This window comes from Candidatus Centipeda massiliensis (assembly GCF_900290285.1).
In the GTDB taxonomy this organism is placed as follows: Bacteria; Bacillota; Negativicutes; order Selenomonadales; family Selenomonadaceae; genus Centipeda; species Centipeda massiliensis.
This window is the reverse complement of sequence record NZ_LT985754.1, coordinates 1067128-1084214: the sequence shown is the minus strand read 5'-3', so window position 1 is coordinate 1084214 and position 17087 is coordinate 1067128. Positions and strand designations below refer to the sequence as shown.

Here is a 17087-nt window from a genome sequence, read left to right as displayed (position 1 = left end):
GACGGTGTTGCCCGTGGCACTGCCGCTGGCTGAGGCGTGTGTAAGTGCGCCTCCGTAGAGGTTTCCTGTGACATTTGCGCCTTTAAGGTCGATGATATTGCCCGTGGCATTTCCTGCCTCGGTGCGGACATCGGCACCATAGCCGTCGGTAATGATTGCGCCGCTGTTCAGGGTCAGCGTGTTCTCTGCCGCGTCGCCCGTTTTCTTGTAGCCGCCGACACCGTCGCCCGCCTCAAGATTCTGTGCGATACCGCCGGCTGCCTTGGTGATCGTGCCGCCCGTAACGTCGAGCGAGTTCTTTGTGACCGTATTACCGACCTTAGAGCGTCCGCCCCACGCTTCGTTCGCATTGGCTGCGATGGCTGTATGGTTGTTGGCAAAGCGGTAGCCCGTGACGTCGACTTTCTTCGCGGTCGCTGTTTCACTGTCGGTGTTGAGGACGTATTCGTAGTCACCGTCCTTCTTCGTCTCACGCGCACGCGCCGCATCGTAGTTCGTAAAGGTAATATCGTTTGCGCTGTCAAGGAGTGTCAGGATATGGTCGCTCGTCGGGCTTGCCGTGATGGTATCCAGGTTCTTCAGCTTCATCTTCGACCAGTCAATGCTGGTATTTGCTCCGTTTGTGAGCGTCAGCATGGTATCCCCGTGGCTGACGTTGTGCGCCACATCGAAGTTGACGTTCTCGAAGTTCTTAACATCCGTAGCACCTGCATTCCGGCTGTTGACGTTCAGGGTATTATCTGTTGCCTCTGCCTTGTTTCCACCGTAAATGGTGCCGACGGAAGTCGCTGTGAATGCCGTGGTCTCCGTGCCGAGGTTGACAGTGTTGCCCGTGGTCTTGCCCGAGCCGTTTGCAAAGCCGCCGTAGACATCGCCCATCGTGCCGCCCGTGATGTTAATGGTTGCATCCGTGGCGTTGCCCGCATTCGCATGGTTGCCGTAGATCGTGCCGCCAACATTGCCCCCCGAGATACTGAGCGTACCGCCGGTGGCATTACCGGAACCTGCATGGTAGCCGCCGTAGACATCGCCCGTGATGGTGGCACTGCCGGAGATATTGACTTCGCTGTTTGTGATTGTGCCCGTTGCATTTGCCTCTGCAATATGTCCGCCGTAGACATCGCCCGTGATGGTGGCATTGCCGGAGATGTTGACCTTGCTCTTATCTGCCGTGCCTGTGGCGTTTGCAGCCGCAAGGGAGGCACCGTAGACATTCGTAACTGCGCCGCCTGTGATCTCAGCACTATTCTCCGTCGCATTGCCGGACTTTGTACGTACCTGCGCACCGTAGGCGTCTGCCACGTTTGCCGTACCGTTAACAACGATCTTGTTATTTTCGGCGTCACCCGTGGTAACACTCGGCTTGTTGTTGATGACGAGTCCGCCGTATGCCGCCGTCGTGATGTTGCCGCCTGTGACGGTGAGCGTGTTATCTTTCACCGTATTGCCGATGTTCGTGCGCCCTGCCCATGCTTCTGCGTGCGGTGTGACTTCGTTGTACGACGCATCGTGATTTTTGAACTTGTAGCCCGCCGCTGTGACCTGTGTTGAGGACACGCTGCTGTTTGCCGTGTCGATGGTGAACTCAAAGTCCCCGCTCGTCGTACTCTTGACACCGCCGCCCACCGTATAGGTGTTCGTCGCCCCCTGCTGGAAGCTGATGCCGTTTGTATTCTCCATGAGAACGAGGTTGTACGCCTCATAGGTCTTGATCGGGGCGTTGAATTTCTCGGCGTTGACATTCAGTGTGCTCCAGTCGAGGTTGTTCGTTCCACCGCTTGCACTGAGCCGAAGCATGGGCGTACTCTGTGTGAGTGCATTGCTGTTGAGGTTGAACTGCAGTTTCCCAAAGTTCTGGATGTTCCCCGCCGCGGCATTGGTGTTGACGTTCAGCGTGTTGCCCGTAACATCCGCCTTGTTGCCGCCGTAGATGGTGCCTGCAATGTTTGTGCCCGTGGAAAGGCTATGATCGCCGTCACCGAGGTTTACGGTGTTGCCCGTGGTATTGCCTGAGCCGTTCGTAAAGCCACCGTAGACATCACCCGTGACGGTTCCGCCCTTGACGGTGATTTCGTTTGCCGTGGCACTGCCCGTTGCTCCTGCATCGGTAAGTGCTCCGCCGTAGACGCTGCCCGTGACAGAGCCGCTTTCGAGTTCAATCTTGTTCTTTGTCGCGCTGCCCCCTGCACCTACCGCCGTAAGTGCACCGCCGTAGAGGCTGCCAGTTACTGTGCCGTCTGAGAGCAGTGCCGTGTTCTCCGCAGCACTGCCGCCCTTTGTACGCACCTGCGCACCGTATGCGTTCAGTGTATTTGCACCCGCATTCAGGATGAGCTTGTTCTCTGTGGCGTTGCCCGCAGGATTGAGGTTCCCTGCAGAGTCGCGCGTAAAGTTCTCTGCAAGTCCGCCGTATGCCGCCTGTGTGAGCGTGCCGCCCGTAACGGTTAGCGTGTTGTTCTTTACCTCGTTGCCGACCTTTGTGCGTCCACCCCACGCTTCATTCTTCGTGCCGTCCGCCGCAGCAAACGCGGCGTTCTGCTTGTTCTGGAATTGGAGTGCTTCAAAATACACGTACTGCGCCGCATTCGCCGTATGGTTGTCCGTGTCGACGATGTACTCAAGATCTCCGTTGGTTCTCTTTTGTGCACCCGAGGAGGCATACGTGTTCGTCGCGCCCTTCATGAAGCTGACACCATTTGCATTGTCCATGAGGTTGACGTGGTACGCTTCGTAGCTCTTTGGTGTAACGGTAAGACCTGTTGCGTCAACTTCGAGCTTCGTCCAGTCGAGATTGTTCGTTGCTCCTGTTGTCAGGCGCAGGACGGAGTGTGCGGGATTCAGGGTGCTGTCCTTCAACGTGAACTTCAGGTTCTGGAAGTTCCCAATGTTCCCCGCCGTGGCATTGGTGTTGACGTTCAGCGTGTTGCCCGTAACATCCGCCTTGTTGCCGCCGTAGATGGTGCCATTGATCGTTGTCCCTGCGGCAAGGGTGTGCTCCCCGTCGCCAAGATTGACAGTGTTGTCCGTCGTTGCACCGGAGCCGTTCGTAAAGCCACCGTAGACATCACCCGTGACGGTTCCGCCCTTGACGGTGATTTCGTTTGCCGTGGCACTGCCCGTTGCTCCTGCATCGGTAAGTGCTCCGCCGTAGACGCTGCCCGTGACAGAGCCGCTTTCGAGTTCAATCTTGTTCTTTGTCGCGCTGCCCCCTGCACCTACCGCCGTAAGTGCACCGCCGTAGAGGCTGCCAGTTACTGTGCCGTCTGAGAGCAGTGCCGTGTTCTCCGCAGCACTGCCGCCCTTTGTACGCACCTGCGCACCGTATGCGTTCAGTGTATTTGCACCCGCATTCAGGATGAGCTTGTTCTCTGTAGCGTTGCCCGCAGGATTGAGGTTCCCTGCAGAGTCGCGCGTAAAGTTCTCTGCAAGTCCGCCGTATGCCGCCTGTGTGAGCGTGCCGCCCGTAACGGTTAGCGTGTTGTTCTTTACCTCGTTGCCGACCTTTGTGCGTCCACCCCACGCTTCATTCTTCGTGCCGTCCGCCGCAGCAAACTCCGCGTTCTGCTTGTTCTGGAATTGGAGTGCTTCAAAATACACGTACTGCGCCGCATTCGCCGTATGGTTGTCTGTGTCAGTGACGTATTCGAGATCGCCATGCGTTTGTTGTTTTGCACCGGAGGAGGCATACGTGTTCGTCGCGCCCTTCGTAAAGCTGACACCGTTTGTGTTCTCCATAAGGTTGACGCGGTACGCTTCGTAGCTCTTTGGTGTAACGGTAAGACCTGTTGCGTCAACTTCGAGCTTCGTCCAGTCGAGATTGTTCGTTGCTCCTGTTGTCAGGCGCAGGACGGAGTGTGCGGGATTCAGGGTGCTGTCCTTCAACGTGAACTTCAGGTTCTGGAAGTTCCCAATGTTCCCCGCCGTGGCATTGGTGTTGACGTTCAGCGTGTTGCCCGTAACATCCGCCTTGTTGCCGCCGTAGATGGTGCCATTGATCGTTGTCCCTGCGGCAAGGGTGTGCTCCCCGTCGCCAAGATTGACAGTGTTGTCCGTCGTTGCACCGGAGCCGTTCGTAAAGCCACCGTAGACATCACCCGTGACGGTTCCGCCCTTGACGATGATTTCGTTTGCCGTGGCACTGCCCGTTGCTCCTGCATCGGTAAGTGCTCCGCCATATACGCTGCCCGTGACAGAACCGCTTTCGAGTTCAATCTTGTTCTTTGTCGCGCTGCCCTCTGCACCTGCCGCCGTAAGTGCACCGCCGTAGAGGCTGCCAGTTACTGTGCCGCCTGAGAGCAGTACCGTGTTCTCCGCAGCACTGCCGCCCTTTGTACGCACCTGCGCACCGTAGGCGTTCAGCGTATTTGCACCCGCGTTCAGGACGAGCTTGTTCTCTGTAGCGTTGCCCGCAGGATTGAGGTTCCCTGCAGAGTCACGCGTAAAGTTCTCTGCAAGTCCGCCGTATGCCGCCTGTGTGAGCGTGCCGCCCGTAACGGTTAGCGTGTTGTTCTTTACCTCGTTGCCGACCTTTGTGCGTCCACCCCACGCTTCATTCTTCGTGCCGTCCGCCGCAGCAAACGCGGCGTTCTGCTTGTTCTGGAATTGGAGTGCTTCAAAATACACGTACTGCGCCGCATTCGCCGTATGGTTGTCCGTGTCGACGATGTACTCAAGATCTCCGTTGGTTCTCTTTTGTGCACCCGAGGAGGCATACGTGTTCGTCGCGCCCTTCATGAAGCTGACACCATTTGCATTGTCCATGAGGTTGACGTGGTACGCTTCGTAGCTCTTTGGTGTAACGGTAAGACCTGTTGCGTCAACTTCGAGCTTCGTCCAGTCGAGATTGTTCGTTGCTCCTGTTGTCAGGCGCAGGACGGAGTTTGCGGGATTCAGGGTGCTGTCCTTCAACGTGAACTTCAGGTTCTGGAAGTTCCCGATGTTCCCCGCCGTGGCATTGGTGTTAACGTTCAGCGTGTTGTCTGCGTCATCCGCCTTGTTGCCGCCGTAGATGGTGCCATTGATCGTTGTCCCTGCAGCAAGGCTGTGCTCCCCGTCGCCAAGATTGACGGTGTTGCCCGTGGTCACGCCCGTGCCCGCCGTCCAGCCGCCGTAGATGTTCGCCATTGTGCCGCCCGTGACGGTGACGATATTGCCCGTGGCATTTCCTTGTGCCGCGGCATGGGAAAGATAGCCGCCGTAGACGTTGCCATAGCCTGCGCCATAGTGTCCCGTATTGCCGACTTCACCACCCGAGATATTCACTTTGTTGTCTGTGGCGTTGCCGCTCTGCACGGCAGTGAAGCCGCCGTAGATTGTGCGTACGTTGCCGCCCCTCAGGTTGACGGTGTTTTCTGTACTGTCGAATTTCGCAGTGGCTGAGGTTCTTGTCCCTCCCGTCCAGCCGCCGTACGCATCACGATGGTTCGTGCCGCTTACGGTGAGGGTGTTCTTCTTCGTCGTGTTGCCAAGGACGGAGCGTCCTGCCCAGATGTCTGCCGTGAGGCTCCCTGTGGTCGGCGTTACATCGGCGTCCTTGAACTGGTAGCCGCCGAAGAGGATCTGCTTTGCCGTCGCTGTGTTGGTGTCAGTGTCCACGGTGACTTCGTGCGTGCCCGTGGAGGAGATTTCCTTCGCGCCGGTGTAGCCCGCGACGATGATGTTATTGAGGTTCTGCATCAGGATGGATGTCCCGCTCGGAGCGTTCCCCGTATGCTTGAATTTGTTCCAGTCGAGATTGGTCGCACTGCCGCCGACGAGGTTCAGCATTGGATTCGCCTGATTGAAGGTGCTGTTGAAGTTGAACTTTACCATGCTGAAATTGGAGATGTTGCCCGCCTGTGCATTTGTGTTGACGTTCAGGACGTTATCTGTATCTGCCGCCCCGTTGCCGCCGGAGATGGTGCCCGTAACGGTGGTGACGGCGTTCGTTGTGCCATTGCCAAGATTTACGGTGTTGCCCGTGGTTGCGCCAGACGCGGTGTGTCCGCCGAAAACGCTGCCGCCAACACTGCCGCCGTAGAGGTTCAGTGTGTGTCCTGTCGCTGCGCCTGTTCCTGCGGTTTTGCCGCCGTAGACATCGCCCGTAACAGTGCCGCCCGATATGGTGATTTTGCTCCCGGTCGCATCCCCCGCACCCGTCGCAACTTCACTGCCGTACACGGAGCCACCAATGGTGCCGCCCGAGACTTCGACTTCGCTCGCTGAGAGCGTGCCGCTGCCCGCTGTATGCGCACCATAAAGAGAGCCGGTGAGGGCGCCGCCGGTCATTTCGGCTTTGTTCTTTGCTCCTGTGCCCGTGCTTGTCGCATCCGAAAGATTCGCACCATAAGCAGAGCCGCTGATATTGCCGCCCGTGAGCTTGACACGGTTTTCGTCTGCACTGCCGCCCGCAGCATTTACTTTGACGCCGTAGGCATTGACAATATTGCCGTTTGAGATTTCAAGCGCGTTACGTTCCGCTTTGCCCGCTGTGGTCTGGAACGTGCCGTCCGGGTTGTGCTTCTTGTTTTCGACCAGTCCGCCGTATGCTGCTGTCGTGAGCGTGCCGCCCGAGACAGTGAGCTTGTTGTCCATAACCGCCTGTCCGCTTGCCGTACGTCCCGACCACGCTTCTATGTGGGAAGGTGTTTCGTTGTACGTCGCCGTGTGATTGCGGAACTGATAGCCGTCCACATTGACATTCTTTCCAGTGCTGTCCAAGTCCATCACATATTCGAGATCGTTGACAATCTTCTCCTTTGCGCCAATGGGCAGGTAGGTGTCAGTCGATCCCTTCATGAAGTTGATGCCCGCACTGTTGTGCATCGCCGTGAAGAGGTGCGTTTCGTAGGTGCTCGGTGTAAAAGTATGGCTGCCGGGCACGACTTCAACGCCCGCCCAGTCAATTCCCGTCGTTCCACCACCACCAATCGTAAGTAGGGTATCCGTTCGAGCGATCGTCCCCATACCGCCAAGATTAAACTTGACCTTGCCAAAATTCTGCACACCGCGCGCAGTGAACCCCTTTGCATTGACATTGAGGAGATTATCGCTGAAAACATCATTTGTCGTACCGCTTGCCGCACCGCCGTAGATAAAGACATTCTGCAAAGTGGTCGACGTTAACGTACCGTCACTCTTGCCGAGGTTGACCGTGTTCCCCGTTGCCTTGCCCGAGCCGTTCGTATAGCCGCCGTAGATCTCGGTACTGCCGCCAAATGTTCCACTTTCGATGTTGATCGTGTTGTCCGAGGCATTGCCCGCCGAAACGTTGTCCGGCGGCGTGAGTGACGCATTCGTCGCAATGAACCCACCGTAGAGCTTGCCGCCCGCATTCAGCGTACCGCCCTGAATGTTGACCGTGTTGTTCTTCGCGTCGGCGTTTTTGGTGGTGTCGACCAGTTCCGGATGCTCCTCATCCTCGGGATTGACAAGGAGATGCACGCCCTCCGTGTAGCCCGCATAGCCGTTCGTCACCGAGCCACCGGAGAGAAGGTTCAGTGTATTACTCTCTGAACCTCCATTGAGTGCCTTTGTATAACCTGCACGTACATTGGTCAACCCCATGTTGACGTCGAGTATATTGTGATTCGTTGTATTGCCGTAGGTCGAGATACCGGCATGCACATCCGCTGCCCACGTTGTCGGGGTGTTCGTGGCATTCTGGAAACGGTTGCCGGATAGTGTGATCGTACTCGCATCATATATACCGGGAGTTCCCGAAATCGTAGCATTTGCGCCTTTTCCAAATTCAAAGTCGCCAACATTCCGGAGGACTGTTGGCGCATAATCCTTAATTTTTAGCCCTGCTCCCGAATAAAGAGTCAATGTCGGAGCATTAACAGAAGCCGGCAAAGATGCTGCCCAGTCCGATAACCCTGCGACCTTGATATCGCTCCATGCAAATGGTTCTGCATGAATACCACTTGTAGAAAACAGTGTACTTCCATTTGTAATGTTGGAATCAAGTTTAAACTCCATTATTTTGAAGTTATAAGCACCACGAACGTAGTTACCGCTTGTTGTAACACGTATCACGTTTCCCGTCGTAACATCTGCACCTGGAAGATCGCTATAACCCACATAAACAGTTGTCCAATAAGTGTTTACCCCACTTAATGTAACGGTGTTATGAGTCGCATTTCCATTTTTTGCATATCCGGATGCAGTCCAGGACGGAGTAAATGTTCCCCAGCCAGTGTAGCCGTGAAACTCAGCACCGGATTTGAGAACAAGATTATTATAAGTTGCATCTCCTGTTGCCGACTGATTATACCCAGCAAATGGCGTTCCATGCCAATCAGAGGAAATTGTCAGAGTATTTTTCGTTACTTCATTTCCCACGGTTGATGTTCCCGCATAAAGCGCTCCGCTTCCTGGCGTTGTACGATGAACATCTGCCAGTGTATACTGATTCACATATAGCGAAACTACTGTTCCTGCGCTGTTGGTCTGCACTCCGTACTCAAAACCAGAATCATTGGTATAGTGCTGCGGAGTTCCTGTGAAGCTCAGTGCGGCTCCCGTATATAGGGTCAGACTCTTCGAACTATCTGGTCCGGCGTTTGGAACAGAATTTGCCTGTACCCAATCCCCCATTTTATTAACAGTAATATTGCTCCAATCAAACGCATGATTACTCCCCCAGTTGGAAGCCAACATATAGGAGAAAGGCGGCATACTCGTATCAATATCAAATTGAAGCTTCTCAAAATTATAAAATCCATTAATTCGGTTGTTCAGCGATGTCACACGTAGCGTATTGCCTCTGCGTACTTCTGCAGAAGCAATGCCGCTGCCCCCACCATAGAAAGTCATATATGCACTATTGGTATTCGTCACCCCCCCTAAGACTACCGTGTTATCCGTTGCATCTCCTCCTGTGCTGTATCCGCCGTATCCGGTACTGCCATGCCAGCCTCCAACATAGTTGCCGTAGGCGTTCGCACTGTTCTTGAACGTTATCGTATTCGCTGTCGCATTGCCGGCTCCAGCCGTATAACCACCATATAAAGAAAACCCATAGTTCCCTTGAACTATTTGGGTGCCATCAACAGTAAACTTATTCCCAGAAACATTTCCACTATCACTTGCATTGGTAATTGCGCCGCCCGCCAACAGTGGAGGCATCGTTGTGGTAGATGAATCAATCGTCACATCCCCACCCGTCACATCAGCTGCATGTGCATGATTAAAAAACAACTGCCCCCCCCCCGCGGACAGAGCGAACGCAACGAGAAGTGACAGCTGTCGTTTGTTTTTCCATTCCTTTAACATGATGATCCCCTCCATGTCATTCCGTTCCAACTATAGCTATCCTATAGTGCTATAATCCCAACTATACTATCCCTCTCATCTCATGTCAATATGATCTTATGAACTGTATCATTTTATTTGCTGTGTTCTTATATGAACGCAATGTTGTATGTTTCTTCCCTATAATAAAAAGGGCTGTTGCTCGAAGCTAAAAAACTTCGTACAGCAGCCCCTCCGTCTTCCTATCGGGTCAGATCGCTCATGGCGCCCCTCCCAATTAGGAAACTTGAAGTCCATGCTCCTCCGCCATTTTTCGGATAACCGCCTCAGGAAGTTCCGCCATCTGCGACACTGTCGCAAGCGGTGTTCCGGCACGCAGCATATTCATCGCTATATGTGTGATGCCTAAATGACGCCCCTCAGCGCATCCCTCAGCGCGTCCCTCGGCTCGTCCCTCACGGCGTCCTTGCGCTATCCCTCGCCTTATCCCTTCTTCTACAGCTCCCTGCATCCCGGAGCGGTAGTCCATCAGCGCGATCTGTCGGTTGACGTAGCGGAGGTAATCGTCCGGGTTGCTCATAAAGATCCTCTCTGCTTGCATCGCTTCTCGGATCGCAGGTTCGCTCATCGCCAATTCCTCCTTTTCCTCCACTATGTAACCTGAATTCCATGCTCCTCCGCCATTTTTCGGACAACCGCCTCTGGAAGTTCCGCCATCTGCGACACTGTCGCAAGCGGTGTTCCGGCACGCAGCATATTCATCGCTATATGCGTGATGCCTAGATGACGTCCCTCAGCGCATCCCTCGGCGCGTCCCTCAGCGCGTCCCTCGGCTCGTCCCTCAGCGCGTCCCTCAGCGCGTCCCTCACGACGTCCTTGCGCTATCCCTCGCCTTATCCCTTCTTCTACAGCTCCCTGCATCCCAGAACGATAGTCCATCAGCGCGATCTGCCGGTTGACGTAGCGGAGGTAATCGTCCGGGTTGCTCATAAAGATCCTCTCTGCTTGTATCGCTTCTCGGATCGCAGGTTCGCTCATCGCCAATTCCTCCTTTTCCTCTTTGGTCAGTCTGTTGGCAAAGTACGCGAGCCACCGTTCCATCTTCGATGATTCGCGTATCGTCTTATGCGGGGCTTTGATGTACTTTGGGATTTCAATAAAATGAAGTTCCATATCGCTGTTCAGCCGATCCCCGGTCGCGATGTTGTAGACACTATACATCGCGACGGGTTCCGGCTGTGGCAGCAGCTCAAATGCGAGGAGGTTGATCGTGATTGCAGGTCGCAAAAGATTATACCCCTCGCCGCGCGTCAGCGAAAGCAGATACAGCCGCGCCCAGTAAAAAAGTGTGCGCCGCTGCATATTGTTGAAGTTGATGACCTGCACCTCTACGTCTACGAGTTCTCCCGTATCCAGTTCACAGGCGATATCCAGACGCGACATCTTTCCCTCGTCTCCGTCTGGTATCATCTCTGTCTGACGAAATGTGATGTCCCTAATTTCATGCGCGAGGGATTTGTGCAGGACAGTGTTGAGGAAATCGATGGTAATCTGTTTGCGTTCTTCCTTACCGAATATAAACTTAAACGCCACATCGTTCATTGGATTGAATCTTTCCGCGTCATTCATTGCGATCACCTCTATTTCCTTTCTGTTTCAATTTTTCTCTTTGGGAAATACTGATAAAATAAAGGCTGCCAGATTGGCGTAGATTGTTCCGCCGAAGTACGGATAAGAAGATGTGTTATGATGCCTGTGTCGATTTTATCATTGCTCCCTTAATTATAAAGTTTTCAGGCTGTGACGTCAAATGAAAGAAGCCGTCCATATCGAACGGCTTCCTTATCAGTGATGCGCAATGATGATTCGTTTAGAGTTTGCTGACATCTGCCGCCGTCATGATCTCGACGACGGTGATGTCCTTCACGGTATTGAGGTCGATAAAGCCGCCGTCCACGAGCTGCACGACGGGCATTGCCGTGACGCGCGACTCGTCGATGTAGACGATGCGTCCCGCCGTGCCGTCTGAGAGGCGCAGCCAGCAGCCGTTGAGTGCGGCATTGAGCTTACGCATAAAGAGTACGGCGTATTCCGAGTCCAGTTTGCCATCCAGTACGTCGGCGTAGAGGATTTTGAACACTTCAAACGGGGAACGCTTCTCTGCATAAGTACGGCTGGATGCCATAGCGTCATAGCTGTCCAGCACAGCGAGCACCTTGCCGAACGTGCTGATCCGATCCGCCTCAAGTCCGGACGGGTAGCCCGAGCCGTCGTTGCGTTCGTGGTGCTGAATGACGCCGTTCATGAGATCGGCACGCCCCGAGAGTTCGCTGCTCTCAAGCAGCTTGAAGCTGTCGACGACGTGGTTCTTGAGGATGTCGAACTCTTCCTCCGTAAGGCGTCCCTTCTTCTCAAGCAGCTCCTTGTCGATGAACTGCTTGCCGATGTCGAGGAAGAGTCCCGCGAGCACGAGGTTCTGGCGGTCGATGCCCGTGAGTCCCATCCACTTTGCCATGAGTCCGCCGAGAATCGCGAGGTGAACGCAGTGATGGAGGTTGTAGTCGCCCTCTTGATTCATCGTGTAGATCATGGAGACTGCCGTTGCCCCCTCCCTGTAGAGGTCGCGCAGACGACCACTCGCCATGACGGGCTGCAGGATATCCATGTTGAGTTTGCCGGTGACTGCCGCCTCCTGAAAGAGTTTCTCCATCTCGCCGTAGACGTAGCGGTAGTCCTCTTCGTATTTTTCATCGAGCTTTACATCCCGCTCGGGCGCCACGGTTCCCTTAAAGGCGGCTGCCTTTGGCGCACCCTCTTTCGACGCCTTTTCCTTCTCTACAGCAGCAAGAATACTGTCCTCATCGACGTAGACAGACGCAATCCCCTTTTCTTTGAGGATTTTGATCGTTGCCCGATCCAAAACAGTGCCGCCCTCTACGAGAACGACTTCGGTATCTCCGTCGTAAACCGTACGGCCGATGAGCATTTCCGGCAGTAGGCTGCGGACAGCAAACGCTTTTAACATGATTGTTTCTCTCCCTTTTCTTCCTTGAATAGAGTACTCTTGTTATCCTTTAACTACAATATTGACGAGCTTGCCGGGAACGCATACGACCTTCACGATTGTTTTCCCCTCCGTGAGTTCCTTTGCGCGCGGCAGTTCGGTCACGAGCCGCTCCATCGCCTCCCTGTCCAGATCAGCGGCGATCTTCACGCGGTCGCGCACCTTCCCGTTGATCTGCAAAACCACTTCGATCTCATCCTGCACAAGGGCGGCGGCATCGTATGCCGGCCACTTCTGTGCGTGCACGCTCCCCGTAAAGAGGCGCGCCCAGAGTTCCTCCGTGATGTGCGGCGCAAACGGCGCAAGCATGCGCAGCAGGGCGCTCGCCGTTTCACGCGCCAACGCAGCGCTGAGTTCTTTCTCTTGAAATGCGTAAAACGCATTGACCAGCTCCATGATGGAGGAGATTGCCGTATTGAACATGAAGCGGTCACGCACATCCTCCGTGACCTTTTTCGTTGTGACGTGCAGGATGCGGCGCAGCTCGCTCTCCTCCGGCGTGAGTGTCGCGGGATCATACTGCTCGGGGGCACTCTTGATCACCGTCTCAAACGAAAGGAGAATCCGCCAGACGCGGTTCAGGAAGCGGAACGCCCCCTCGACGCCCTGATCGCTCCAATCCAGATCACGCTCCACGGGCGCGGCGAAGAGGATAAAGAGGCGCGCCGTATCTGCGCCGTACTTCTCTATGATCTCCTCGGGCGAGACGACGTTGCCGAGCGACTTTGACATCTTCGCGCCGTCCTTGATGACCATGCCCTGTGTGAGGAGGTTCGTGAACGGCTCGTCGAAGTCCAGCATCCCCGCGTCGCGCAGCACTTTTGTAAAAAAGCGTGCATAGAGGAGGTGCAGGATCGCGTGCTCGATTCCGCCGATGTACTGATCGACGGGAGCCCAGTAGTTTACTTTATCTCGATCAAACGGGCGCTCTGTATTCTTCGGATCGGCGTAGCGATAGTAATACCACGAGGAGCAGATAAAGGTGTCCATCGTATCTGTCTCGCGCACCGCCGCACCGCCGCACTTCGGACAGGTGCAGTGCAGGAAGTGTTCGCTGCTCGACAGCGGCGACACAGCTCCCTGCTCGAAGGACACATCCTCGGGCAGACGTACGGGAAGGTCTTCCTCCGGTACAAGCACCTCGCCGCATTTCTCACAGTTGATGATGGGAATAGGCGCACCCCAATAGCGCTGACGCGAGATGAGCCAGTCGCGCAGACGGTAGTTGACGCGGCGCTTGCCAAAGCCCTGCGCCTCCGCCTCGTCCATGATCGCACGCATTGCGGCGTGCATCTCCAGCCCTGTGAACTTGCCTGAGTTAATGAGGAAGCCTTCCTTCTCGACGTAGGCTGCCGTCATATCCTCCAGATGCAGCTCGCCCTCGGGCGGGCGAATCGTGAGGATCTTGCGGATGCCGTATTTCGTTGCGAACAGCCAGTCGCGCTGATCCTCGGACGGCACCGCCATGACTGCACCTGTGCCGTACTCGAAGAGGACATAGTTCGTGATCCAGATCTCGATCTGCTCTCCGTTGAACGGGTTTGTGCAGCAGAGTCCTGTGAAGATGCCCTCCTTCTCCGACTCACTCGAAGCGCGCTCAATATCGGACTGCTTCTTCACGCGCGCGCAGAATGCGCGGATCTCGTCCGCCTTATCGCTGACTGCGCAGATCTTTTCAACAAGCGGATGCTCGGGTGCGAGCGCGACAAAGGTCATGCCAAAGACGGTGTCGGGACGCGTCGTGTAGACGGGGATCTCCGTCTCAAGCGCAGGTGCAGGCAGGCGGAACTCAAGTCCCTCGCTTCGCCCGATCCAGTTCTCCTGCATGGTCTTGACGCGCTCGGGCCAGCCGGGAAGCTGACCCAGATCGGCAAGAAGTTCGTCGGCGTAGTCCGTGATCTTGAAGAACCACTGTGCAAGGTTTTTCTTATGCACCTCAGACTTGCAGCGCCAGCATTTGCCGTCCTCGACCTGCTCGTTTGCAAGTACTGTACCGCAGGTGTCGCACCAGTTGACAGATGCCGCCTTCTTGTATGCCAGACCCTTTTTGTAAAAGAGTTCAAACAGCCACTGTGTCCAACGATAGTAGTCCTCGCGGCAGGTGATGACCTCCCGCTCCCAGTCGTATGCCAGTCCGAGTGCGCGCTGCTGACGCTCCATATTCTCAATGTTCGAATATGTCCACTTTGCAGGATGCACTTTGTTCTTGATCGCTGCGTTCTCTGCGGGCATGCCGAAGGAATCAAAGCCCATCGGGTGCAGGACATTGTAGCCCTCCATCGTCCGAAAGCGCGCGACCACGTCACCAATCGAGTAGTTGCGGACATGACCCATGTGGAGTTTTCCAGACGGATATGGAAACATCTCAAGCACGTAATATTTCGGCTTTGTATCGTTCATTTCCGTATGACAGCTGTGATCCGTCTCCCAGATCTTCTGCCATTTTGCTTCGATCTCCTGCGGGCAATATCTCTCCACTATACTCGTGCTCCTCCCGGTCACCTAAATTAAACTCTAAAACATTATACATGAAACGTGATGAATGCGTCAATCACTATTCATATTTCCTGCGAATTACTACTATCTTATTTCCTAGTGGATACGATTTTGATACGCAAAAAGCGCGGCGTTCTGCCGCGCTTTTTGCGTGTTGGTTCTATCATCGAATCGACTTGAGCACTTCGTCAAGTTCGTCGAAGCGATGGCTGAGACGTGCACTCAGTTCCGCGACATTGTCGATGGATGCAGTGGAACGACGAATCGCACGGAGTCCGTCGTCCAAACTTTTCTTCAGCTCCTCGATCCGATTGTCAAAGCCATGCTCGTAGTTCTCTATCTGATCCTCAAATGCCTGATTCGTCGCAAGCATCTTGTCGATCTCCTGCACGTCACGCAGAAGCTCACTGATGGCCTCATCGGATGCCTCCAGACGCTCGCGCGTGTTCTCGGAGAGCTTGCGTACCTCGCCCGCGACGACGGCGAACCCACGCCCCATCTCCCCCGCACGCGCCGCCTCGATCGCGGCATTCAGTGCGAGAAGGTTGATCTGTGCCGAGATCTCCGTGATCATGTTCATGACCTGCTCGATCTTCTTTGTGCTCGCCGTGAGGCGTTCGAGCATCGGCGTGATCTCTGCATTGCGCCCCAGCAGTTCCTTGGTCATATCGCCTTGTCCGCCAAGACCGCCGCTCAGTTTGTCGATCAGCCCCGAAACACTCTCGGCACTCTCGCCGATGCGCGCCATTGCTCCCGCCATCCCGGACATCTCACTGCGGTAGGCATTGAACTCACCCATGATGCCATCCTTGAGTTTGTCGATGATCTGCAGACGCGCAATATCGTGTTCCAGAAAGGATTTCTGACAGAGTGCGTAGACGGAGGGGAAGCGATCCATATAGCCATCGTAGAACGATCCGCCGGAGATCTGATAGAAGAAGATTGCCGTCAGCGTCTCGTTGATGTGCATGCCCGCAATCTCACCAAGTGCCGAGTACCCGGCGACCGGTATGCCATCAAAGAGATCGGCACCCGCAAGTTCCCCCGCGAAGGTGAGGCGGCGCAGAATGCAGTCGTTCATCACCACGCCGATGGGCGTGGGCTTTCCCTTCGAGAAGCCCGTGTAGTCCGCCTTCAGCGTCTCGATGAAGCGCGCACGGCGCATGAGATGCAGTTCCTCGCCCGCCGTGATATCACAGAAGAAGTGCATGCGTTTCGTATCGGTATCAATGCGCTGCAGCGAGCGGATATAGAACTGATTGCCGATGTGTGTCGCAAAGGTATAGTCCGCGAGCGCATCCGTGAGTGCCGCGACATCTGATACGTGCAGCTCTGCCATCAGTGCATCTGCAAGTGCGACCGGACGACCTGCGGCATCGGCGACGGTATCCACCGTACGGAACGTCGCATCCGATCCGATGACGGTCCAACGCTTTCCCGTCTCCTCAGCCGCCTGTGTCTTGAACACGGAGTAACGATAGTCAGCAGCGAGTTTTACAACGAGAACGACAGCGTGATTCTCAAGCACCTGCTTGCCGTTGTAGATGTAGGTGTGGGAGAAGTCAAGCGTGCCGCCTGCAGAGCCACCGATGTAGGGGCAGGGCAGACTCTCTGCCTCGTAAAGGGCGCGCAGGACAAAGGACTCGCACGCGCTCACGCCGTCCACGTAGACAAAGGCAAAGGTATCGTCAAAGCGCACAGGAAACGGGATGCGCTCGGCCCGCACATCGGCAGCGATCTTTTCCACACGCTGTGCCGGCGTGAGCGTCGCCTCACCGCGCCGCATATCCTCGTTGTGCAGGGGCAGCGTCATCATATATGTCTCGGCGATCATGCGCTTGCTGAATACCTGCAGGAGCACCTTTGCACGTCCATCTCCCGCCTCCATATAATAGGAACGCGTCCCCGGTGTATGCGTCAGCTCGCCGCAGGTCGTCATGAGCAGGAGCTTCATATCCGGCGGAGAGGCGGACTGCACCGCACGCGCGACATCGTCCATCGCGAGATCCGCCGAGATAAAGCCGAGCACAATAGCGGGGCCGCCCGGTACATCGTAAAGTTCGCGCAGCCGCTCCGCCGTCAGTTCGCTGCGCGAAAGATAGGCCGACTTCATATCCCCGCCCCCTACGGTGCCGAGGTTTGCAAACGGTGCGCGTACTTTCGCCGGCTCCTCACGCATAGGTATCTCCGCCGCAAGGGGTTTCGCACTGATCCGATCTGCAAGCGAGACCTCTTTCTTTTCCTTATTCCCAAACAGTCCGAACATATATTTTCCTCCCCATCTGTAAAGGTT

General features: G+C 55.3%; 5 protein-coding genes. All 5 read right to left on the bottom strand.

What is annotated here, in order from left to right:
• Positions 1-9511: 9511 nt before the first annotated feature.
• The gene (locus tag C8273_RS05260; protein WP_234343845.1) at positions 9512-9862 is read right to left on the bottom strand and encodes a FliH/SctL family protein; all 351 of its coding nucleotides are present in this window, start codon (positions 9860-9862) and stop codon (positions 9512-9514) included.
• A 23-nt stretch (positions 9863-9885) separates the two neighbouring features.
• Positions 9886-10863, bottom strand: coding sequence for an Rpn family recombination-promoting nuclease/putative transposase (locus C8273_RS05255; RefSeq protein WP_106626846.1), 978 nt, complete (start codon positions 10861-10863; stop codon positions 9886-9888).
• 241 nt (positions 10864-11104) lie between these two features.
• Positions 11105-12259: an HD-GYP domain-containing protein gene (locus C8273_RS05250; protein ID WP_106626705.1), complete on the bottom strand. Its 1155-nt coding sequence runs from the start codon at positions 12257-12259 to the stop codon at positions 11105-11107.
• A 42-nt stretch (positions 12260-12301) separates the two neighbouring features.
• Positions 12302-14776 carry a leucine--tRNA ligase gene (gene leuS, locus C8273_RS05245; protein WP_106626704.1) on the bottom strand — a complete coding sequence of 825 codons (2475 nt, stop codon included), beginning with the start codon at positions 14774-14776 and terminating at the stop codon, positions 12302-12304.
• Between the two features lie 181 nt (positions 14777-14957).
• A complete protein-coding gene (locus tag C8273_RS05240) occupies positions 14958-17060 on the bottom strand; it encodes a methyl-accepting chemotaxis protein (RefSeq protein WP_106626703.1) in 2103 nt (700 codons plus the stop codon).
• Between the last annotated feature and the right edge of the window lie 27 nt (positions 17061-17087).